We start from the raw sequence: 21,818 nt of genomic DNA on the forward strand, positions 1-21,818 counted from the left end.
GGCACGCGACCAAAGTTTTGCACGGGACAAATTGACACACCCACGACAGCGCTTTTAACCTAGCGACCAGCCATTGTAAATTGGTCTTACCAATTATCCAATGCCAGCGCCTGACCAACAACAATTAGGGGCCACCCCATATGCAAACCTGGCAACAACTCTATAGCCCGCTTGGTAGTCTCGGCCTGTCCGCACTGGCGGCGGTCATTCCCATCGTGTTCTTCTTCCTTGCCCTCGCCGTGTTCCGCCTGAAGGGCCACGTGGCGGGTAGCATTACCCTGGCCTTGTCGGTACTGGTGGCCATATTCGCCTTCCAGATGCCGGTCGACATGGCGCTGGCTGCCGCAGGTTACGGCTTCCTTTACGGCCTTTGGCCAATTGCCTGGATCATCGTTGCCGCGGTGTTCCTGTACAAACTCACGGTCAAGAGCGGCCAGTTCGAAGTGATCCGCAGCTCGGTGCTGTCCATCACCGACGACCAGCGCCTGCAGGTACTGCTGATCGGCTTCTGCTTCGGCGCGTTTCTGGAAGGTGCAGCAGGCTTCGGCGCGCCGGTGGCCATCACCGCCGCACTGCTGGTCGGCCTGGGCTTCAACCCACTGTACGCCGCCGGCCTGTGCCTGATCGCCAACACCGCACCGGTCGCCTTCGGCGCCCTGGGCATCCCGATCATCGTGGCCGGCCAGGTGACCGGTATCGACGCCTTCCACATCGGCGCCATGACCGGCCGCCAGCTGCCGCTGCTGTCACTGTTCGTGCCGTTCTGGCTGGTGTTCATGATGGACGGCCTGCGCGGCGTGAAAGAAACCTGGCCTGCCGCACTGGTCGCCGGCCTGAGCTTTGCCGTGACCCAGTACTTCACCTCGAACTTCATCGGCCCCGAGCTGCCAGACATCACCTCGGCCCTGGCCAGCCTGATCTGCCTCACCCTGTTCCTGAAAGTGTGGCAACCCAAGCGCGCGTTCGGCGAAGCCAAGGCCAGCGTGGGTGCTGCCGTGGTGCAGCCAAGCGGCAGCCAGCCAAGCCCTTACAGCTTTGGCGAAATTTTCAAGGCCTGGTCGCCGTTCCTGATTCTGACCGTGCTGGTCACCATCTGGACCCTGAAACCGTTCAAGGCAGCCTTCGCCCCGGGCGGCGCGATGTACAACTTCGTGTTCAACTTCGCCATCCCGCACCTTGACCAACTGGTGATCAAGACCGCACCGATCGTGGCCGCGCCAACCGCCATGCCCGCAGTGTTCAAGCTGGACCCGATCTCCGCCACCGGCACCGCGATCTTCCTCTCGGCGCTGATCTCGATGGCGGTGCTGAAAATCAACGTCAAAACTGGTCTTACCACTTTCAAAGAGACCTTCTGGGAGCTGCGCTGGCCCATCCTGTCGATTGGCATGGTGCTGGCCTTCGCCTTCGTCACCAACTACTCGGGCATGTCGTCGACCATGGCCCTGGTGCTGGCCGGCACGGGCGCGGCGTTCCCGTTCTTCTCGCCGTTCCTTGGCTGGCTGGGTGTGTTCCTGACCGGGTCGGACACCTCGTCCAACGCCCTGTTCAGCTCGCTGCAGGCCACCACCGCCCACCAGATCGGGGTCAACGACACCCTGCTGGTAGCGGCCAACACCAGCGGCGGCGTGACCGGCAAGATGATCTCGCCGCAATCGATCGCCGTGGCGTGCGCCGCCACCGGCCTGGTCGGCAAGGAATCCGACCTGTTCCGCTTCACCGTCAAGCACAGCCTGTTCTTTGCCACCATCGTCGGCCTGATCACCCTGATCCAGGCTTACTGGCTGACCGGCATGCTGGTTCATCACTAAAGTGAAAGGGGCCGGGCGCCATCGGGCGCCTGGCATACCCCCCAAGCAACGCTGCGAGAATCCATGATCATTTCTGCCTCTACCGACTATCGCGCCGCGGCCCAACGCAAGCTGCCTCCTTTCCTGTTCCACTATGCCGACGGCGGTGCCTACGCCGAGCACACGCTGCGCCACAACGTCGCCGACCTGGCAAGCATTGCCTTGCGCCAGCGCGTGCTGAAGAACATGTCCGAGCTCAGCCTGCAGACCACACTGTTCGGCGAAACCCTGAGCATGCCCGTGGCCCTGGCCCCGGTCGGCCTCACCGGCATGTACGCCCGCCGTGGCGAAGTACAGGCGGCGCGGGCGGCGGCGGCCCATGGCATCCCGTTCACCATGTCTACGGTGTCGGTGTGCCCGATCGAAGAAGTGGCGCCAGCCATCGACCGCCCCATGTGGTTCCAGCTGTACGTGCTCAAAGACCGCGGCTTCATGCGCAACGCCCTGGAGCGGGCCAAGGCGGCCGGGGTCAAGACCCTGGTATTCACCGTGGACATGCCCGTGCCCGGCGCCCGCTACCGCGACGCCCACTCTGGCATGAGCGGCAAGCACGGCCCGCTGCGCCGCGTGCTGCAAGCCATGACCCACCCCGAGTGGGCCTGGGACGTGGGCGTGATGGGCCGCCCGCACGATTTGGGTAACATCTCCAAGTACCGGGGCAACCCGACCGGCCTGGCCGACTACATCGGCTGGCTGGGCAACAACTTCGACCCGTCCATTTCCTGGAAGGACCTGGAGTGGATCCGCGAGTTCTGGGATGGCCCGATGATCATCAAAGGCATCCTGGATGCCGATGACGCCCGCGATGCGGTCAAATTCGGTGCCGACGGCATCGTCGTGTCCAACCACGGTGGCCGCCAGCTCGATGGCGTGCTGTCCAGCGCCCGCGCCCTGCCGGCCATTGCCGATGCGGTGAAAGGTGACTTGAAGATTCTCGCCGACTCCGGCATTCGCAGCGGCCTGGATGTGGTACGCATGATCGCCCTGGGTGCCGACACCGTGCTGATTGGCCGCGCCTTCCTCTATGCGCTGGCCGTGCATGGCCAGGCCGGGGTGAAAAACCTGCTGGAGCTGTTCGAGAAGGAAATGCGCGTAGCCATGGTGCTGACCGGCGCCAAGACCATCAGCGAAATCACCCGCGACTCGCTGGTACGCGAACTGGGCGCCTGAGCGCCTGCACCAACGACCGCCTGATAGACCCGGGGCATGTGGCACGCAGAGGCCACAGCCCCGCGAGGAGACTGCATGAGCCTGCCCGCCGCGTTTCTGCGTGATGCCGAGCGCCTGATCCCCGCCGCACGCCGCTTCGACGACCCCACCTCGACCCTGGCCTTCGGCACCGACGCCAGCTTCTACCGGCTGATCCCCAAGCTGGTGGTGCGTGTCGAGTCCGAAGACGAAGTGGTCGGCCTGATCAAGCTGGCCCAACGCGACCGGGTGCCGGTCACCTTCCGCGCCGCCGGCACCAGCCTGTCTGGCCAGGCCATCAGCGACTCGGTGCTGATCGTGCTGGGCGATAACTGGAACGACCGCGAGATCCGTGGCCAAGGCGAACAGATCCGCCTGCAGCCCGGGGTGATCGGCGCCCAGGCCAACGCTTGGCTGGCCCCGTTCGGGCGCAAGATCGGCCCCGACCCGGCCTCGATCAACGCCTGCAAGATCGGCGGTATCGTCGCCAACAACGCCAGCGGCATGTGCTGCGGCACCGCCCAGAACACCTACCACACCCTGGCCGGCCTGCGCCTGGTGCTGGCAGACGGCACCCGCCTGGACAGCGAAGACCCGGCCAGCGTGGCGGCCTTTGAAGCCAGCCATGCCGAGCTGCTGCAAGCGCTGGCCCGCCTGGGCCGCGAAACCCGCGCCAACACGGCATTGGCCGATCGCATCCGGCACAAGTACCGGCTGAAGAACACCACCGGCCTGTCGCTGAACGCGCTGGTGGACTACGACCAGCCGCTGGACATTCTGCAGCACTTGCTGGTCGGCTCCGAAGGCACCCTGGGCTTTATCAGCGCTGTTACCTACAACACCGTGCCCGACCACCCGCACAAGGCCAGCGCCCTGCTGGTGTTCCCCAGCGTGGAAAGCTGCTGCCGCGCGGTGCCGGTACTCAAGCGCCAGCCGGTGTCGGCCGTGGAACTGCTCGACCGCCGCAGCCTGCGCTCGGTGCAGGACATGGCCGGCATGCCGCTGTGGGTAAAAGGCCTGTCGGCCAACGCCTGCGCCCTGCTGATCGAGTCACGCGCGGCCAGCCAGAGCCTGCTGCACGAGCAGTTGGAGCAGGTAATGACCTCGATCGCCGACTTCCCGCTGGAGCAGCGCGTGGACTTCAGCGAAGACCCGGCGGTGTACAACCAGCTGTGGAAAATCCGCAAAGACACCTTCCCCGCCGTCGGCGCCGTGCGCCAGACCGGCACCACCGTCATCATCGAAGACGTGACCTTCCCGGTCGAGCAACTGGCCGAGGGCGTGAACCGGCTGATCCAGCTGTTCGACAAGCACCGTTATGACGAAGCGATCATTTTCGGTCATGCCCTTGAAGGCAACCTGCACTTCGTGTTCACCCAAGGGTTCAACAGCGCCGAAGAGGTTGCCCGTTACCAGGCATTCATGGACGACGTGGCGCAGCTGGTGGCCGTGGAGTTTGGCGGTTCGCTGAAGGCCGAGCACGGCACCGGGCGCAACATGGCACCGTTCGTGGCGCTGGAGTGGGGCCACGACGCCTACCAACTGATGTGGCAGCTCAAGCGCCTGCTCGACCCCAACGGCATCCTCAACCCCGATGTGGTGCTGAGTGACGACCCGGCCATCCACCTGAAGAACCTCAAGCCACTGCCCGCCGCCGACGAAATCGTCGACAAGTGCATCGAGTGCGGCTTCTGCGAACCCGTGTGCCCGTCCAAGGGCCTGACCCTCAGCCCCCGCCAGCGTATCGTGATGTGGCGGGACATCCAGGCCAAGCAGCGCGCCGGCGTCGACACCCGCGAGCTGATGCGCACCTACCAGTACCAAGGCATCGACACCTGCGCTGCCACCGGCCTGTGCGCCCAGCGCTGCCCGGTGGGCATCAACACCGGCGAGCTGGTAAAGAAACTGCGCAGCCAGGCTGCCGACCACGGCAACACCGCCAACTGGCTGGCCGAGCACTTCCCCACCGCACTGGGCGGCGCCCGCCTGACCCTGACCGCAGCCAACAGCGCGCGCAAGCTGCTCGGCGCCCCACGCCTGGGCCGCCTGAGTGCCACCCTGCGCAAAGCCAGCAACGGCCGCCTGCCGCAGTGGACGCCCGCCATGCCCCAACCGCTGCGCCCGGTCGCCTTCGGCCAGGCCAGCAACGACGCCCGCCCGCGGGTGGTGTACCTGGCGGCTTGCGTGTCCAGGGTAATGGGCCCGGCCTATGCCGACCGCGAGCAAAGCCCGCTGCTGGACAAGACCCGCGCCCTGCTGGAAAAGGCCGGCTACCAGGTCGTGTTCCCCGACAATGCCGACAGCCTGTGCTGCGGCCAGCCGTTCGCGTCCAAGGGTTACCCCGAGCAGGCCGAACACAAGCGCCAGGAGCTGATCAACGCCCTGCTGCACGCCAGCCGCGGCGGCCTTGACCCGATCTACTGCGACACCAGCCCCTGCACCCTGCGCCTGGTACAAGACCTGGGCGACACCCGGCTGGACCTGTACGACCCCGTGCGCTTCATTCGCACTCACCTGCTCGAACGCCTGGAGTTCACCCCCCAGGATGAGCCGGTGGCCGTGCACGTGACCTGCAGCACCCAGCACCTGGGCGAAAGCCAGGCCCTGATCGACCTGGCCCGGCGCTGCAGCAAGCAGGTAGTCATCCCGGAAGGCATTCATTGTTGCGGGTTCGCTGGCGACAAGGGCTTCACCACCCCCGAGCTCAACGCCCACTCGCTGCGCAGCCTGAAGGATGCCGTGCAGTACTGCAGCGAAGGCATTTCCACCAGCCGCACCTGCGAGATCGGCTTGAGCAGCCACAGCGGCATCGACTACCACGGCCTGGTCTACCTGGTGGACCGCGTCACCCGCCCCCGCAGCCTCTGAAGCCTGCGCGATCCATTGTGGGAGATAACGCAGCCCAACGGGCTGCGCTGTCGCGAAGAGAACTCAATCCGTAAGCGCGACGCGCCCTGTGTGGGAGCGGGCGTGCCCGCGAAGAATCCAGCGCGGTAGCTGGCACCGGCTACGCCGGTGTTCGCGGGCAAGCCCCCCTCTCCCATACAAGCCCACCCCCGGAGCACGAACAAGATTGAACCCTTGCAAAACTACCAAGGTCCATCCTTTAGGCCCACCTTCCCGAGGCCCCAGAGGAGACTCCCATGAAAGGTACCGCGCTTTCGGCCCTGTTCGCGGCCGCTACCCTGCTGGCTTCGCCGGTGTTCGCTGCTGACGACCTGTGCGCCATCAACCTGCAAAAAATCGACGACAGCATGGCCACCGCCGGCGCCACCTCCGAGGGCCTGGACAAAGCCGTGACCGAGCACGTCGACAAAGCCAAGGCTGCCCAGGCCTCGGGCGACACCAAAGAATGCATCGCCATCACCAGCAAAGTGCTGGAGCGCCTGGAAAAAACCGAGAAAGGCAGCGGTTCGGGCAGCGGCGGCGCCTAAGCCCTGGGCGGGCGACAGGACCAGCTGTCGACGTCGCCCGCACAATGGCGTATACTCCGGCTCACGTGCCGTAAGGTGCGTTAGCCAAGAGCTAGTGTAGGGGCCGATTAGGATTCGACGCCGGTAGCGAAACTCTAGGTGCATGCCGAGTTGGTAACAGAACTCGTAAATCCACTGTTGCAACTTTTATAGTTGCCAATGACGAAACCTTCGGCGCGGAGTACAAGCTGGCTGCGTAAGCAGTCCTCTTGACCCGTTGCTTCTGGTAGCTTCGGCTCCAGCAATCACTAGGGGATGCCTGTAAACCCGAACTGATTGTCATACAGAACAGGATCGTCGCGTAGCACGTTGTGGGCGAAGCGACTAAAACTTACACAACTCATCCAAAGCACCCTGCCCGTCGGGCGGCTGCGGATTAAATCAGTAGACACGGCTAAGCATGTAGTACCGACAGCGGAGTACTGGCGGACGGGGGTTCAAATCCCCCCGGCTCCACCAAATAATCCTTACAAATCAGGCACTTGGCGAATCTCGCAAGTGCCTTTTTTGTGCCCAAATGGGCTGTTTTGGCTCAGGAATACCAGCTTAATGACAGCCTGGGGATGCGATGAGACTCGTCCGATGGACGCCTGGGACAGAATTCGAACGGATCGAAAATGGGGAAATCGAAAGGCAAGGCCGGCAAGAACGCCACGAAAAAGATCTCCGAACGCTTCTCGATTTCCACAAAGCGTGGGAACGGTCAGATCAGAATTGAATATGTCATTGAAGAGTGCGGGAAGGTGCTGACGTACAGCATGGCATACATCAACCCCAGGGTTTATTCTGGAGACAACGGCAGAGTCGTGGGATACGACAACGCTCATGGCTACGACCACCGTCACTACATGGGGGAGGTTGAGCCGGTCACGTTTGTCTCAATCGAAGACACCTTGGCCAAATTTCAGGCAGACTGGCAGCAGTATCTTGAAGAGAGGAAATCCAAATGACCAAGACTTTCCAGGTCGAGACCGAGGATGATTTCTTCGATCGTATGCGTTCCCTGGCCAAAAAAGTTGATAGGCAAGAGTTTTTTGGTGAATACGAGAATTCAAGCTTCGAAGACCGGGATGAAATGAGTCACGCAGTGGCCAAGGCCTGTGCGGAAGCTATACCTACCGCTGAGGCCAAGGTCACCAAAAAGCTGGGTAGCTCCGGCCTGAGAGTCATGACAGGTAGGTTAGTACGTCGATTTGGTGGAGCTCTGACGACTCAGGCTGTAGCGACCGGGGCAGATGACGGATCTGTTTACGTCGTAACCAAAAAAAAAGGCCACTCCAGCAAAATCGTCATCAAAAGACATTCGAAGTAAGCCTCCACTCGATCAGTTCACCTGCAGGCGGCGATTGCTGCGACCAGCTCGCGCTCATAGCCGATATGCTGCCTCCTTTCAGCCAGCAACGCCCGAACTTTCAGCTCCAGGCTGTCGGTCTTTCGCAGGCTGGCAGCTGCCCATGGCGGCACTGGCACCTCCGGTGCCCGGCACGGCACCTGCACTGGCACCTCAACGCGAACGTACTGGGCCTCTGGCGCTACCTTACCTGCGCAAGCGGCGAGCAGAGCTATACCTGCGAGCAACCCCACCCCTCGCAGGAATTGGTCAGCGAAGTTCATAGGCCAAGCTCCTTGTCGATGATCGAGGCGGCAGCCGCGCATTGGTCGCCGCCGGTGCGCTCCTGCTGTAGCCGGTTCGCTGCGGCGTAGTCCGCCTGGGCGCTAGCCTTGGCCTCGGCCACCGCATGCTCCGCCCTGTCCTGGCGAACCTGCGCGGCCAGGGTCAGATCGCCCAAGGCCTTGCCCTGCTCCACGGCCAGCCCGCTGAGATTGTCCCGGGCAGCCTTGCAAGTGGAGACCGCGCCATTGGCCTGGTCCAGCAGCGGGCGGTAGTGACCAGCAGCCAGCCAGACGCCACCCGCGCCGCCGAGCCCGGCCAAGAGCACGCAGCCCAACAGAAAGGCGGCCAGGCGGCCGCCCTCTACCGGGGCCACAATCATGCCAAGGCCCGCCGGATACCCTCGTCGATCACCTCGGCCTTGTACGGGTTACCGCCGTTCTCATGGGTGATGATGCCCACCACAGCCTCGCGCAGAACCCGTGGGTCGGAGATGTCGATGGAGTCGCGCACACCTACACCGAGCCGTTTGGCGATGGCCTGGGCGTAAGCCAGGGTGTTGTTCTCGCTGGCCGGCGCCCAGCGGCTGATGAACTCGAGTGGGGTATCGATACCAGGTCGACCTACCCCGGGCATGCCATCCTTGCCACGGTAGTTGAGCAGAAGCTTGCCCAGGGCACGGATTCCGTTCTCGGCTTGGTCAAAGCGGGCGAAGCGCGGACTGGCCACGCCCACCTCCACGCCCAGCTGGCCCTGCCAAGCATTGCGGGGGTTGAAATCGATGTTGCCGGGGTTGTTGTTGCGGACGCCGCGGGGTGCAGTCATGGGTTTTCTCCAGGCGAAAAAAAGCCCGCGTTGAGCGGGCTTGGGTGGTTGCGAACGCCGTCAGGCAGCAGACGCCTCAGGCTCTGGTGCTGGCTCTGCCGGATCTTTTGCGCTGATGGAGACTTTGGCGGTGTAGTCCTTCAGTACCTGGGCCACGCATACCTGCGCGGTCGGGAACTGGTTCAGGATCTCACGAGCTCGGGCGTCGGCCTCCTCCTGGGTGGCGTATCGGGTTTTGTTGGCCGAGTCGTAATCATTGGCCAGGTTGATAGCTACATATGGCATGGGTGTTTCCTCTTGGGTTATCTAAATGGAAATGGGTAATCAGATGCTCGAATAACGAGCGCTTGTGGCTGGCGATCAGTTGGAATGTCAAACCACGAAGTAGTGGAGCTGCCGTACATTACGGCGGTTGTTGCAACAGCGGGGCTGAAGAAAAAACGAACTCCCCCTTGGGAGCCTCCGCAGCCCTCGTTGGCGTTAGTCCTATAAGTACCAGCACCCAGATCAAATCCTTCATTCAAAAGACAGATCCGGGAGAACGTGAGGCAAGCCGCTAACTCGCCCGAGGCCACAGGAACAAATACAGCTCCCTTGGGCTGCACAAAGTCACCCGACGACCATTCAAGACCTGATCTTTCATTGCCTCCCCCTGAGTACGGAGTCCAACGAATGTCCGTATTCGGAGAAACAGGAGGGTTTATTGCGGGTGGATCAACGGTGGCAATAACGTTCAGCGGGGGCATTCCAGTGGTGAAGCTGATACGACCCGCTGCGTCATAGCACTCCATGCCCGATCTCTCTCCCACGTCACGCATCAAATCGAAGATGAATGCTTTGGTGTCCGGTGAGCAACCCTTAAAATAAAGGGTTCTATCATTCCCGTTTACCGCTTCCCCGCATGGCTTGCCATCTCCAACCAAGAATACGATTGGTGAAATCGCGCCGCTGACGGTGATACCGCAAATAGGGTCTCGGAAGTCCGAGTATCCCCAGCTCCCGTCATCGTTGGGGTTCAGCTGGCCAGAGCGAAGGTAATGTCTGCCCCACCGGTCAACGAGGTTCAGATAGCCGCTTTTCAAGAGCCCGTAGGTTATACGGTCAATGTCGAACAGCAGCGAACCATCTTCTTTGAAAGCCTGAAATCCGACAGGCATCTGACCTCCTAATAGTAACCATAGTAAATACGGCAGTTAGCGCTGAACTGTCCAAACCATGTGGAATGCTGGTATTGCCACGACATGGTGTCACCGGAAATTGTCACACCCGGCTTTTTGCCTTTCCATAGCTGTGTATCCACAAGCGATACAACAATATAGAAGCGCCGCTTACCAGCTGGTATAGCAGGAAGAGTAATGGCTCCGCCCGCTGCGTTCGTGACAACATCACCTTGATGCTGACTAATCGACATTGTCATGTTGACTAATAGTCGACCGTCCGACCCATATGTTTCAAGTCCGGTAGCCATATGTTATCCAGAACTCCAAAGCACCGTGCTTATCTACTGCACAGAGGGTTACGCCAAGCGACGGAATGCTGGCGTAACATCCCTCCACAATTACCAAACACCCATACGTACCCGGCGCACACCATCAACAACGACATCGATGCCATCGTTATTGATTTTTGTGTAGGTTAGACGCCTACTAAAGTTTCGCAAAATTATCTCGCCGCTATTGAAATCCACAGTCATTAAAGGCTCTCCGAACTGCGTAAAAATAGAGGAAGAAATAGTAGATCCCACAATCGCATTTTGGACTGACAGCTTTGATATGAGCGCATCATTGATAAATACCTGTCCGTTCTGGATAGCGAACGGGCTCACGAAACCGTTGCCCGATGGGTTCAGCACAGCGAATCGGTCCGCCATTACAGCGAAGGTCGATTGCAGCACTCCGTTGTTGTTCTCGATGCCCGTGCCGAAACCGGCGGCCACGTACTGGTTACCATTGACGACTTGGAGCTTCACCGAGTAAGACGCGGTGATCTTGCCGTTGAGCGTGCTCTGCGCCGTGCTGATCTGCTGCACAGAGGCATTGGTACTGCCCAAGTTGCTCTGGACAGTGTCCACCCGCTGGCCCAGCGCAGCATCCCCGCTGGACCTGGCCGTGGCCTCGCTCTGAATGGCCGCATTGGCATCTCCAACAGCGGTATACAGTCCGTCGATCCGCTTCGACTCCGCAGTGAGCGTTGCGCCCTGCTGCGTCACAACGCTGTCGAGGCTGGATACCGCTTGCGCCGAGGCAGCCGCCGATCGCCTTCCAAGTGCGATATAGGCGATGTCGATTTCACCGGTCGTGTCGGCAGAGTTCATCATATCCAGGCGGATGGCATACATGTTCTTGCCGTTCCATCCGGCATGGCCGGAGAGATCGACTTCAATGTCCTGCCAATCCGTGGTCGTCGTGCTGATCGTCCAGTCCAGGCGGCGAGCCTCCGCCAAGCCGCCGTCTTCGTTGGCCCAGTACAGTCGTGCCGTGGTACGCGTGGTGTTGCGACGACGCAGGCGAATGCGCAGGTAGGGGTTCTCCGCACCTGGCAGCACAGGTGTGAAGTTGCACTGCAGGCTTTGAGACTTGGCCATGGTGGCGAACAGCGGCCCAGTTGTGAACGAAGAGCCGGATGCGGTAGCCACCCATCCACGGGTAGAGCCAGTGAACTCCCATGCACGGCCAGCCACGAATGGCTGGGCCGCGCCCACGCTGTTTTTGAGCTGGGTGATGTCAGAGCTCTGGCTGGTGATCGTGCCCTCCGCAGTGCTTACCCGGTTGGTCAGCGAGTTGACCGCCGAGGCCTCAGCCTTCGTCGCCACCTGGCTGAGCGCACTGGCCGCTGCAGCCGCTGCATCAGTGGCGACTTTGTCGGTCACGGCGACCCAGGCGGTGCCACTCCAGCGCTTGGGCGTGTTGGCGTTGCCGGTGGTGTCGATCCACAGGTTTTGCGCCAGGCGCTTGTCTGCGGCCGGAGCCGTTGAGCCGTAAATGACCTCCCCCTTCGCGCCCGCTGCTGTAGCGGCGGCCTGGGCCGCCTGCTGCGCAGCTGTCACATTCTGGTTGGTCATGGTCAGACTGTTTTCCAGGCTGGTGGTCCTCCCCGCCACGCTGGATAGAGTTGAGCCTTGCTGGTCGACGGTCGAAGTGAGGCTACCCACGGCTGCCGAAGTCGCACTGTTGTTCACCGCATTGACCTGGCCGTTGTCTCGCCAGCCGGTTGCGCGCGAACCATACTCAAACTGGGGCCGCGCCATTTCTACGTATCCGGCGGTTACCGCGCCGGTGGCGCTGTAGATACGCAGGTAGACGTAGCAAGTGACTGCCCCCGCGGGGGCCACTGCGCTGAATTGCTCACGCTTCCCTGCTGCGGTGATGGTAAACATCAACGAATTAGGGGCGCTGATCACGGTGCCGGCCGCGTTGATCCACTGGATGAAGAACCTGAACCCCAGGCCAGCGGTACCTCGAAGAAAGATCGAAGCTGCAACGGTCTGCCCTTCAGCAACCATCGGCCGGCGGTCTTTCGTGCCTCCAGTTGGACGCAGCGATTTATAGGGCGTGCCGGTACCCACACTGGAAACCTCAACACGTACCGCCTTCTCCCCTGCGTTCAGCCATGAGGTAACCAGCGATTCGACGCTGGTCGCCGGGCCCTCAGTGGCCCAGCCATCTGCGATATAACCACCAGTTCCGGCTTTGTTAAAGGTCGGGTTGTAGAACAGGTTCTCGCCGCCGGCGTCACCGATCGTGTTGTTCAATTCGGTGATGCTACCCGAAGCGCTAGTGAGGCCTTGTTCCGTGAGATCTACCCTGCCGGTCAATGCCGTGGTAGCCATGGCATTAGCTGCGATCGCGGACGTGTTCACCAGGCCGTTATCGCGCCATCCCGATACGACAGGACTGTGCTCATACTGAGCTTTATCAAGGTCAATGAAACCGGATGTGACGCTAGAGCCCGGAGCAGACCGGATCCGATAAAGAACATCCACGCGTGCCGAATTGGCGGGGGCGGCCAGCCCAGTGAGCACAATTCGATTGTATGACTCTACAGGGGAAGTGCTGACGCTAACGGGACCATGGGTTCCGATAGTGACGCCGGCTGCGTCCTTGTATTGCATATAGATCTGAACCATCAACCCGGTGCTGCCGCGCACGAAGATGGACGCAGTGCCTACTACTCCCTCGTAGGCGGGTGGACGAACGTCGACCGGAACTGCCACGGGTACAAAGTCGACGTAGTTAGAGCCACTACCGGCTATCAGTCCGGAGACCTCCAATCTTTGCCGTTTGCCGCCGGCACCCAAAGTCGACGGAAGCAGTGACGGTACAACGGTGACAGCAGTCTGCGTACGCCAGTACCACCCATCGGCAACATTAGGGCTGCTGGCTGACGGCGTGTCGAAAGACGGGTTGTAGAACAGGTTCTCACCGCCCACCTGACTCAGCGACGTGTTGATGTTGGTGATGGCCTGGCCGTTCGCCGTAATCGCTACACCTTGCTGTTCCACGGTGTTGTTCAGGGACTGGACAGTCGAGGCATCCGCCTTACTCGCCACCTGGCTCAGTGCATTGGCCGCAGCAGCAGCGGCATCGGTGGCCACCTTGTCGGTAACCGCTACCCACGCTGAACCATTCCAACGTTTCGGCGTGTTGGCGTTGCTGGTCGTGTCGATCCACAGGTTCTGCGTCAGACGGTCCGCCACTGCCGGCACAGTCGACTGGTACAGCACTTTGCCCTTGGCGCCGGCGGCATCCGAGGCAGCTTGGGCGGCTTGCTGTGCAGCTGTTACGTTTTGGTTGGTCGTGGTCAGGCTGTTCTGCAGGCCGGTGATGGATTGGCCTTGGGTGGTCAGCTTGCCCTCGGCGTCGGTGACCCGGCCCGTCAGGGTCTGCACCACCGAGGATTCTGCTTTGGTCGCCACCTGGCTCAGCGCGCTGGCGGCAGCTGCTGCAGCATCCGTTGCAACCTTGTCCGTCACGGCAACCCAGGCCGACCCGTTCCAGCGCTTCGGGGTATTCGCGTTGCTGGTGGTATCGATCCAGAGGTTCTGCGCCAGGCGCTTGTCTGCCGCGGGAGCGGTCGAGCCGTAGATCACTTCGCCCTTGGCGCCAGCTGCGGTGGCAGCCGCCTGAGCCGCCTGCTGCGCAGCGGTGACGTTCTGGTTGGTGGTCGTCAGGCTGTTATTCAGGCCGGTGATGGCCTGACCCTGCGACGACAGCGAGCCCTCGGCCTCGGTTACCCGGGTGGTCAGGCTCTGTACCACAGAGGCGTCGGCCTTGGTCTGCGCCACGGCAAGGGCATTGGCCGCCGCAGCCGCCGCATCAGTGGCCACCTTGTCAGTCACAGCGACCCAGGCGGTGCCACTCCAGCGCTTGGGCGTGTTGGCGTTGCCAGTGGTATCGATCCACAGGTTCTGCGCAAGACGATCAGCAACGGCCGGTGCGGCCGACTGCACGATGACCTTGCCCTTGCCGCCGGCCAGCGTTGCGGCGGCCTCGGCGGCCTGCTGCGCTGCTGCGACGTTGCCATTGGTGGTGGTCAGGCTCGACTGCAGGCCGGTGATCTGCTGGGACTGAGCCGTGGTGACGCCTTCCAGGGATTCGACCTTGGCTTCATTGGTCTGCACGCGCGCGGCCAGGCCGTTCGCCGTCTGCACCGCCTGGCCGATGTCGGTCCAGTAAGTGGCGTTCGGCGGCGGGTTGCCGGCCGGGACGTCGACCTTGGCCTGATATAGCTTGCCGTCTTCGCCCAGCACACCCTGGCCAGCGGTGTAAGCCTGGTCAGGTTTGTACGGCATCGAGTCGGCCAGGTCGGCGATCGTGTCGATCTGCTGCTGCAAGTCCTGCTTCGCCTGGTCCAGTGCGCTGTCTACGCCTGCGACGGCGTTGCTGACATCGGCGATCTGCTCGCTCAGGTCGTCGCGCACTTCGCCCAGGCGGTCGTTGACCGAGCCTGGACCATCCTTGTCGATCAGGTCGATGCGGCTGGTGAGCTCCTGACCCAGTTCACTTTCGGTGATCTTGTTCTTGATGCCTTCCAGGATGGCCCCGACATCCATGGATGTCGCGGCGACAACTTTGAGGAAGGCGCTTACACCGTAGGCATTCTTCGAGCGAACGAAGTAGGCGTAGCTTTTGGCGAACGAGAGACCGGTATGGGTGATGGTCAGCCCGCGCCCGAGAAACTCGCCTTGCGTGGCGGCTGGATCGGACGACCAGAAATACTCATATGTGCCCCCATTAAGACCATGAAGCGTATTGCCGGGGATCAGTGTGATCGTGTCGATTGTCGCCTGCACGGCGCAGGTTTCAGGCATCGGGGGGCCATCTACGTCAACTGTGATGGTCGCCTCTCCAGAGCGAGCCAGCGGGCCCAACGCAGCAACGCCCATGGTGTAGCTACCCGATGTCAGGCCTGAAATAGGCATTCGGGTTGTGGTTTCGGGCACTTGTACCGCCTGCACCGCTGTGCCCGCTTGTCTCACGGTCACAGCGAAGCCCGATACGATCCCTGCAGGTCGGTCCCAGCTTAGAACGCCCTGGCTTATCTCTGCCGTGTCCTCCACATCCCAGCGGAGGTTCGTTGGGCTCCCGAGACCGCCAGCGGGCAGCTTGATAAAGCCGATAGGGTTGTAGGGCTTGCCCACGGCGTCATCAAAGATGGCAGCCTCATAGGCCTGTACCGAAACTGTACAACCCTCGCTGGTACCCATGGACCAGTTGGTAACCATGAACTCGCCGAGGATGTTTAGCGATGGCAAGTTAACGCGCACAGCCCGACCAGGCCGGCAGTTGTAGCCAGCCAGGTTGAGCGGGATATTCAGCCCGCCACCCGACCGACGCCGACGGAGCTCGATGTTTGCCAGGCGCTGGCCCTGGTATGGGTCGCTGACATAGGAAAATGACAGCGTTTCTGCTGCCTCGCCCCCGTCTTCCTCAACCCATTGAGCAACAGAGACTTCGGGATAGTCGGTCTCGGTCCAGGACTGCTGGGGATCAATGAACGTGCCGCGGATCGTGTTGATGGCGGCGTCATTGGTAGCTTCGGTGTTGCCGGTGATGGTCCCAATCACCATGTCTTCGGTGATCTCGAAGTCATACGGCCCGTAATAGGCACCCGCCTGGAACATCCAGCGGCCGCCGACTCTAATCAGCTTGCCCGCACAGGCCGCCTCGAGCTTCTGCAATACGTTGGTGCGCTGCTCATCGGCGCCGATCACGCAGCCGCTGCGGTACCGAGGGCTTGAGCTACCGTCCGGGTTTTGGACCGACTCGTCACAAACGTTGGCACCGCTCGCGAATGTCTCAAACACGATCTCATCATCAGGTACGCCGCAACGTGTACGGAGAAACCACAGCAAGTGCAAAGCCGTGTTATCTGTCCAACCCGACATGCCGGTCCGTGGATCGAAGATGTCATTGCGACCACGCACAACAAAGCGCACATCGGGAATGCCGGACGGGAATTTTTCTGCGTTGTAACGCAGCGAGATCCGTACATACGAAAGCCCGCGGCCGATTTGCGTGTCTTTCCAGTCAGGGCAGTTTTCCTTGAGGAAGGCGTTCACCTGGGTTGGATTTACGACCAGCTCATATGAGACATCCGCGCCATAGCTGCCGATGAGCTCCTCACCGAGATAAATGGACTCCAGCTCATCAATGGCGCCTTCGCATAGCACATACACTAGGTGCAGCCATTCGCCGGTTGTTTGAGCTCCACGCTCCTCCTGAGCCCAGACCAGTACCCCGCCCGTGCTGACGCGTCCAAGGATGTACCGAGCAGGCGCCTTAGAGGAACGGACGGTCTGAGCAGAGGGCTCGTTATCTCGCAACGGGGACTTCGTGTTGAGCTTTTCCTGTTGCTCAGCTGCGTAAAATGCCAGGCCAGCTCCGATCACAGCACCAACGGGACCACCTTGGACGAAGCCAATGACGGCGCCGACGGCAACCTGGGCAAGTTTTTTTACCCCACCGCTCATCTATTCCACCCTCCAAACAGCTGTCGGCTCACACACCACGCGGTGCACGCCATCTTCAGTCGTCGCCCAGAATTCGTTCGCCCAGAAGACCGCCATGGACTTGCCACCTGGTGCCTCATACATCGCGATGTCTCCGCGCTGGATGAACGAAGGAGATACCCGGACAAAACACGCATCCCAGGCTGCTTCCAGACTGCCGTGATTCTTCCGAAGCGCACGCTTAGCACCAGCCTCAGTCCTGTAGGTGCCCCGGTACGCTTGCGCTGGATCGGTCCCGCACACTGCTAGAGCGCAATCCGCAGCAAACAGGCAGCAGTCAAACTCGCCCCATGAAAAAGGCCGCTCTTTGGCGGCCTTGATCACTTCACTGAGTCGTATTGTCCAATCTCTGTGGCGCATAGCTATTTCTCATAGGCAAAGGTCGGGGCGTCCTTGCTCGACCCCCAGTAGATGGGCCACTCGGACAGTTGGGCGACGGCGTAGAAAAACCTGTCTCCCTGGTGCCGTGCACGGTGATTCTCATCAGTGAAGCGCTCGGTACCGGTGCGGCTCCACTCGGCCATGCGGTCGACGATCGGCACAGTGATTTTGTTACCGTCCTCGCCGCTACCGGCATACGAGAAGGTGGCTGCGTCCATACGCCCTGAGAAAAGTATGTCGACGGCGTAGTTGCCGTCTTCGTCGAAAACGACGAACAACAGTTTTCCAGATCGTCCGCGACAGCCCCGAATGTTTGTTTCGCTGATGATGTAGGCATCTAGGCCGTTCAGGGTCAGATCAACAGCCATAGGCGAGCCTGAGTTGTCGCTCTCCTGCGATTGACCTACCTCACCGAACTGACCGACACCGAGATAGGTAATCCCGTCGATCACCAGCTCACCAGTGCCAGTATGGGCATATACCGGGCCATCAGCGAAGTCGAGCTGGCAGGCGTAAACGGTCATGAATCGTCCAGATGCGATGATGTCCACCACGCTCTGACTGAATGGAAATGATGTGGGCATCAGAAAGCCTCTCGAAACTGGTAGCTGCCATTCGATATCACCGGCTGAACAGTCCATTGATTGGTGTCGTCCGTTCTCCTCATCTCGCAGTAGGGGTTTCTATACTCAACCGGGCTGCCGGGTGCGAATCCTCTGCGCACTCGCTTGTTGACGCGAACTACCGCAGATCCGCTGCCATCCGTAGCAGCGTGCTCTACCACCTCAAACATCTCGCCCAGAATGGTGATGTGATCACCTCGGCTGAAAACCCTGATGCCTGGCCGCATGTTGCGCAACTGCAAGCTGGTGGATTGCGCAACGGCAGCCGCCACAACTGGCGATCCTATGTCGTCAGTCCTGACCCTGGTGATCGAAGGTACGTTGACGGTTCCGAACATCCCCTGCAGACGGCCAAGGAGCGATGTCAGCTCTCGTTCATCTTCCTCATACAGGACACCAAACGTAAGGGTGCAGACCCAGTAGGCGCCAGGGTGCGAGGCGATTTGCTGGGCATTGTTGAGTGAAGAGGTGAAGGCCCGATTGTTATAAACGACGCCCCAGGTGACCTCAGTGGGTTCAAGGTCCTCGGGCCATTCCTCCGCCATTGGATAACTCCAAAAGTGCCTGCCAGAGCTGGCATGGGTTGTTAAGTTCGGCGCAGCATCTGCCGGCCGGCGCCGTTCGTTTTGAAGTCACGCAGCATCAGGTCGTAGCCATCCCGCGCACCCTGTTCGGCTGCGCGCCGAACATCGGCGAGCGTGGCCGCGTCTGCTTGCCCCCCCACCTGGATGTGTTGAGTGATGCCCCCAAAGGTGATCGATGGTGAGCCCGTTTCTCCGCCCGCGCCTGCGGCCATTACACCAAGCGAACCGTCCGGCCCCCGGTGCAGGGGCAAGATCGCTTCTGGCCCGGCCTCTGCGAAAACTCCCGCTCCCTTGGCGAAGGCGAACATCTGAGGGCTGTCGTACACTCCGCCGGAGTAAGCTGACAGGCTGGGGGAATCGTAGACACCGCCTTTGGCATTCGGGATGACCTCACTGAAGCCCGTCATCGTGCCTTGGCCAAGTGCCTGGGTACCGCCACCAAGGAAACCAAACGCCGAGCTGAGGAAGCCAGCAGCCGCTTGGCGCACCTGGATGCGAATCAGATCCTCAATCACGGAGTCGGCGAAGTCCTTGAACTGGAACTTGCCGGTTTTCACGAACTGAGTGATGCCATCCTCCAGGTTGCCGAAGGCATTGGAGAACAACTCCTGCGTCTGGCCGGCTACATCGGCGGCACTGTCGAGGTAGTTTTCCAAGGCAGCTGACGCGCCATTTGTCCAGTCAGACTGAGCCGCGTCGATCTTGACGAAGGTGTCTTCTTGGACCTGTACCAGCTTGGCCCCGTACTCTTGCCTCAAGGCAATCTGCTTCTCCAGCTCCTGACGCTGTTTCTCAGTGCTGGCTGTCGCCAGCTCGTCTCGCAGCGCCAGAATCTTGCTGTTGTTTTCCTGCTCGAGGGCCAGGCGCGACTGAGCGCGACCAGCCCGCTTGTCGCCCATGCCTACCGCTGCCGCTGCGGCATCGCCCTGCTGCTGGGCAAGCGCCAACTGGCGCTCCAGATCGGCCTGGTACTTCATGGCCCGCGACAGACCGGTCGAGGCCTGCACGGCATTATTGAATTGCTCGGCAAGCGCACCGAGGGCCTTACCGTACTCCCCGGTCGTGATCTTCTTCTGCGCCAGCAGTAGGTCGAGATTCTTGGTTTGCTTCTGAAACTCATCGGACGCTGCGCCGACCGGGTCGAAGGCTTTCTTCAGCTGCTGGTACGCGGTTTCCGCCTCTTTCAGCTGCTGATTGAGCTTGGTTTGCGCCGTGGTGGCATCCTTGGTTTGCTGCTTCGCGCCCTGGTTGGCTTTCTTCTGTGCTTCGATCGCGCTCGCCGCCGACAGAATTGCCTGCCGGTCTGTTTCGGTAAGGTCGGCGTGTTCAGCAAGATAGCGATTAACGATCTTGGTAGCATCGCCATTGTCTTGCAGGCCCGCCAGCTGCTTCTGCAACGTTTCGAGGTAGGTCTGACCGGCCGTGCTCATGCCAGCCTTGGCGGCGTTGTTTTCCTGCGTCGAAACGGTGTTCCGGTCAGTCTCGCTGGTCAGTTCCGAAAATTTGGATCGCAGATTGGCAAGCGCGGCGCTGAGTTCAGATGCCCTGACCTGACCTGTCTCGATGGCCTGGGCCATCGCCTCAGTGACGCCGGGAATTCCGCGCACCTGATCTGCTACGGCCTTCCAGTCAACTACTGCGCCCTTTGAGAAGTCATTAGCGGCTGTTCGCACTATCTCGAGTGCTTTCCGTGCCTCCTCGGGCATTGGCGCTAGCCCGGCGATGAACCCATCAACGCCAGCGGCCCCCAAACCGCGTAGGTCGTTCTCGAATTTGTCGGCAATCGCGCCCGACGTCTGCCCCAGCTGGCTCTGCAGGTCGTCGATCTTGTCTTGCAGTTCCCTCAGAGCCACCGCCTGGGTCGCCCTGTTCAGCTTGTTGAAGCGCTCGACCAGCTTGTCGAGCGGATCGCTGAGGTCTCCTAACTTCTTCTCGAGTGAGTCGGAGTTGTCTCGCAACAGGAGGAAACTGGCCGCAGCCGTGCCGGCCAGAATCGCCAACCCCATCGGGCCGCCCAGCGCCGTCAGCAAACCACCGGTAGCGGCACGTGTTAGGTTGGCCTGGGCAATGGCCAGCGCCTCGGTTGACGCCGTGAGGGCCGCTTGTTTTGGCAATAGCTGGGTCTGAACCAGGCTGAGTCTATTCAGGCCAGTCGCGGCTGCTACCGACGCCTCTGCTTGCCGCACCTGCGCCTGGGCGTAAATGCGCTGGGCCTCAGCACCGCTTAAAGCAGCTTGGGCATTCCTGAACTCTGCTACCCGCTGAGCTACGGCAGCCTTCACTGCCATGTATGTTTTGGCGGTATAGGAAGTAAGCGCCGCAACACCGACACCGCCAATGGCTGTCGCGACTAAATCGAAATGCTCTCCGAGCGTGACGATGACCTTCGAGAGACCGCCAACGGCCCCGGTTTGCTCTTCCATCTTTCCAAGGAAGTTGCCAATCGCGTTGCTGATGTTGTTCAAGGCATCTTGAACACTGGTAGACATGTCGGCCGCTGCTTTGCGGTTTATCTCAACACTTTTCAGCAGACCGATGTTAATGTCATCCAGAGCAAGCTTGCCCTCGCTGCCCAGCTTGCGCACTTCGTCAGTGCTCTTTCCGGTCGCGCGGGCAATCGCGTCCACGATTGTCGGCATCGCAGTTTGGATAGAAATCCACCCATCCGCATCTACCTTCCCTGTAGCCAATGCTTTTGAGTAGGCGTCCAGCGCCGAGCTTGCTTTGTCCGCTGACGCGGCGTTGGTTACGAGCAGGAAACTGAAGCTGTCGGTGATATCGAGCGTCTGCTCGGTGTTGAAGCCTAAGCTGCGCATCACATCCGCCGTGCGGATATACAGTTCTTGCGCCTCAGCCAGAGGTCGGTAGGTTTCCTGCGCGGTCTGCATCAGGTGCTCTTGCACAGCCTGGTAGTCGGCAGCACTTCCAGTAGCTGCCTTCATCCGGTCAGACATCTGGCCGTAGGCATCCACTTGCTTGATGATGCCCCCGATCAGGCCGGCGCCCGCTACCGCGGCAAAGGCCCCGCGCATGAGTGTTCCCGCGCCTTGAGCCGCAGCGCCCGCTCGCTCAAACGCGGAGTCAACCGTCGCCAAGTTGCGATCAATTGTCTGACTGGTCTTGGACACCAGCTGATCGGCACTCGCCAACTCGCGCCGTAACTGCGCGGTGGTGGCCTCAATCTGGACGAGCATTCCTTGAATTTGTTGGTCAGCCATTTCATAGCCTACAAAAAAGCCCGCTCAAGGCGGGCTTCAATAAGTTGGAAGGA

16 protein-coding genes and 1 other RNA gene are annotated in these 21,818 nt (G+C 60.9%); 7 read left to right on the forward strand and 10 right to left on the reverse strand.

Translation table 11 applies throughout. The features are described 5' to 3' along the window. Positions 1-140 precede the first annotated feature (140 nt). The 7 genes from EGJ22_RS07955 to EGJ22_RS07990 all read left to right on the forward strand — a co-directional run bounded on the left by EGJ22_RS07955 (position 141) and on the right by EGJ22_RS07990 (position 7,823). A complete protein-coding gene (locus EGJ22_RS07955; protein WP_029887488.1) occupies positions 141-1,811 on the forward strand; it encodes a lactate permease LctP family transporter in 1,671 nt (556 codons plus the stop codon). A 63-nt stretch (positions 1,812-1,874) separates the two neighbouring features. After that, entirely contained in the window at positions 1,875-3,020 is a 1,146-nt protein-coding gene (gene lldD / locus EGJ22_RS07960; protein ID WP_009685323.1) for an FMN-dependent L-lactate dehydrogenase LldD, read from the forward strand. Between the two features lie 75 nt (positions 3,021-3,095). After that, the gene (locus EGJ22_RS07965) at positions 3,096-5,906 is read left to right on the forward strand and encodes an FAD-binding and (Fe-S)-binding domain-containing protein (RefSeq protein WP_029887487.1); all 2,811 of its coding nucleotides are present in this window, start codon (positions 3,096-3,098) and stop codon (positions 5,904-5,906) included. 275 nt (positions 5,907-6,181) lie between these two features. Continuing rightward, positions 6,182-6,472 (forward strand): hypothetical protein, encoded by a 291-nt coding sequence (locus EGJ22_RS07975; RefSeq protein WP_009685320.1) that lies wholly within the window; start codon positions 6,182-6,184, stop codon positions 6,470-6,472. Positions 6,473-6,571: 99 nt separating this feature from the next. Further along, positions 6,572-6,970, forward strand: a transfer-messenger RNA (tmRNA) gene (gene ssrA, locus EGJ22_RS07980). Positions 6,971-7,128: 158 nt separating this feature from the next. After that, positions 7,129-7,461 carry a DUF6516 family protein gene (locus tag EGJ22_RS07985; RefSeq protein WP_029887486.1) on the forward strand — a complete coding sequence of 111 codons (333 nt, stop codon included), beginning with the start codon at positions 7,129-7,131 and terminating at the stop codon, positions 7,459-7,461. Continuing rightward, positions 7,458-7,823: a hypothetical protein gene (locus tag EGJ22_RS07990; protein ID WP_064590890.1), complete on the forward strand. Its 366-nt coding sequence runs from the start codon at positions 7,458-7,460 to the stop codon at positions 7,821-7,823. Before EGJ22_RS07985 ends, EGJ22_RS07990 begins: the two co-directional genes overlap by 4 nt. 17 nt (positions 7,824-7,840) lie before the next feature. Here EGJ22_RS07990 and EGJ22_RS07995 read toward each other — a convergent pair whose 3' ends face one another. The 10 genes from EGJ22_RS07995 to EGJ22_RS08045 all read right to left on the reverse strand — a co-directional run bounded on the left by EGJ22_RS07995 (position 7,841) and on the right by EGJ22_RS08045 (position 21,765). Continuing rightward, positions 7,841-8,125, reverse strand: coding sequence for a hypothetical protein (locus EGJ22_RS07995; protein WP_050492245.1), 285 nt, complete (start codon positions 8,123-8,125; stop codon positions 7,841-7,843). Next, entirely contained in the window at positions 8,122-8,505 is a 384-nt protein-coding gene (locus EGJ22_RS08000; RefSeq protein ID WP_064590892.1) for a hypothetical protein, read from the reverse strand. Before EGJ22_RS08000 ends, EGJ22_RS07995 begins: the two co-directional genes overlap by 4 nt. After that, a complete protein-coding gene (locus EGJ22_RS08005; RefSeq protein ID WP_017147738.1) occupies positions 8,502-8,948 on the reverse strand; it encodes a structural protein in 447 nt (148 codons plus the stop codon). The genes EGJ22_RS08000 and EGJ22_RS08005 overlap by 4 nt, the downstream gene beginning before the upstream one ends. A gap of 60 nt (positions 8,949-9,008) precedes the next feature. Beyond that, a complete protein-coding gene (locus EGJ22_RS08010; protein WP_024718023.1) occupies positions 9,009-9,233 on the reverse strand; it encodes a hypothetical protein in 225 nt (74 codons plus the stop codon). Between the two features lie 17 nt (positions 9,234-9,250). Further along, on the reverse strand, positions 9,251-10,105 hold the full coding sequence (locus tag EGJ22_RS08015) for a hypothetical protein (protein ID WP_125920176.1): 855 nt from the start codon (positions 10,103-10,105) through the stop codon (positions 9,251-9,253). A gap of 401 nt (positions 10,106-10,506) precedes the next feature. After that, on the reverse strand, positions 10,507-16,920 hold the full coding sequence (locus EGJ22_RS26775; RefSeq protein ID WP_081272926.1) for a DUF1983 domain-containing protein: 6,414 nt from the start codon (positions 16,918-16,920) through the stop codon (positions 10,507-10,509). Beyond that, complete coding sequence (locus EGJ22_RS26440) at positions 16,921-17,319, reverse strand: hypothetical protein (RefSeq protein ID WP_029885595.1); 399 nt, start codon at positions 17,317-17,319, stop codon at positions 16,921-16,923. 2 nt (positions 17,320-17,321) lie between these two features. Then, complete coding sequence (locus tag EGJ22_RS08035; protein WP_029885594.1) at positions 17,322-17,924, reverse strand: hypothetical protein; 603 nt, start codon at positions 17,922-17,924, stop codon at positions 17,322-17,324. Next, positions 17,924-18,508: a hypothetical protein gene (locus EGJ22_RS08040; protein ID WP_029885593.1), complete on the reverse strand. Its 585-nt coding sequence runs from the start codon at positions 18,506-18,508 to the stop codon at positions 17,924-17,926. Before EGJ22_RS08040 ends, EGJ22_RS08035 begins: the two co-directional genes overlap by 1 nt. A 41-nt stretch (positions 18,509-18,549) precedes the next feature. Continuing rightward, positions 18,550-21,765, reverse strand: coding sequence for a phage tail tape measure protein (locus EGJ22_RS08045; protein WP_029885592.1), 3,216 nt, complete (start codon positions 21,763-21,765; stop codon positions 18,550-18,552). Between the last annotated feature and the right edge of the window lie 53 nt (positions 21,766-21,818).

Origin of the sequence: Pseudomonas sp. p99-361 (genome assembly GCF_003935475.1) — a bacterium.
Lineage (GTDB): Bacteria > Pseudomonadota > Gammaproteobacteria > Pseudomonadales > Pseudomonadaceae > Aquipseudomonas > Aquipseudomonas juntendi.

What these genes read in the sequence shown, in the direction of transcription:
- EGJ22_RS07990 (WP_064590890.1), top strand. Translation starts at nt 7,458, where the DNA reads ATGACCAAGACTTTCCAGGTCGAGACCGAGGATGATTTCTTCGATCGT.
- EGJ22_RS08035 (WP_029885594.1), bottom strand. Translation starts at nt 17,924, where the DNA reads ATGCCCACATCATTTCCATTCAGTCAGAGCGTGGTGGACATCATCGCA.
- EGJ22_RS07965 (WP_029887487.1), top strand. Translation starts at nt 3,096, where the DNA reads ATGAGCCTGCCCGCCGCGTTTCTGCGTGATGCCGAGCGCCTGATCCCC.
- EGJ22_RS26440 (WP_029885595.1), bottom strand. Translation starts at nt 17,319, where the DNA reads ATGCGCCACAGAGATTGGACAATACGACTCAGTGAAGTGATCAAGGCC.
- EGJ22_RS07975 (WP_009685320.1), top strand. Translation starts at nt 6,182, where the DNA reads ATGAAAGGTACCGCGCTTTCGGCCCTGTTCGCGGCCGCTACCCTGCTG.
- EGJ22_RS08045 (WP_029885592.1), bottom strand. Translation starts at nt 21,765, where the DNA reads ATGGCTGACCAACAAATTCAAGGAATGCTCGTCCAGATTGAGGCCACC.
- EGJ22_RS08010 (WP_024718023.1), bottom strand. Translation starts at nt 9,233, where the DNA reads ATGCCATATGTAGCTATCAACCTGGCCAATGATTACGACTCGGCCAAC.
- EGJ22_RS26775 (WP_081272926.1), bottom strand. Translation starts at nt 16,920, where the DNA reads ATGAGCGGTGGGGTAAAAAAACTTGCCCAGGTTGCCGTCGGCGCCGTC.
- EGJ22_RS08040 (WP_029885593.1), bottom strand. Translation starts at nt 18,508, where the DNA reads ATGGCGGAGGAATGGCCCGAGGACCTTGAACCCACTGAGGTCACCTGG.
- EGJ22_RS08005 (WP_017147738.1), bottom strand. Translation starts at nt 8,948, where the DNA reads ATGACTGCACCCCGCGGCGTCCGCAACAACAACCCCGGCAACATCGAT.
- lldD (WP_009685323.1), top strand. Translation starts at nt 1,875, where the DNA reads ATGATCATTTCTGCCTCTACCGACTATCGCGCCGCGGCCCAACGCAAG.
- EGJ22_RS07995 (WP_050492245.1), bottom strand. Translation starts at nt 8,125, where the DNA reads ATGAACTTCGCTGACCAATTCCTGCGAGGGGTGGGGTTGCTCGCAGGT.
- EGJ22_RS08000 (WP_064590892.1), bottom strand. Translation starts at nt 8,505, where the DNA reads ATGATTGTGGCCCCGGTAGAGGGCGGCCGCCTGGCCGCCTTTCTGTTG.
- EGJ22_RS07985 (WP_029887486.1), top strand. Translation starts at nt 7,129, where the DNA reads ATGGGGAAATCGAAAGGCAAGGCCGGCAAGAACGCCACGAAAAAGATC.
- EGJ22_RS08015 (WP_125920176.1), bottom strand. Translation starts at nt 10,105, where the DNA reads ATGCCTGTCGGATTTCAGGCTTTCAAAGAAGATGGTTCGCTGCTGTTC.
- EGJ22_RS07955 (WP_029887488.1), top strand. Translation starts at nt 141, where the DNA reads ATGCAAACCTGGCAACAACTCTATAGCCCGCTTGGTAGTCTCGGCCTG.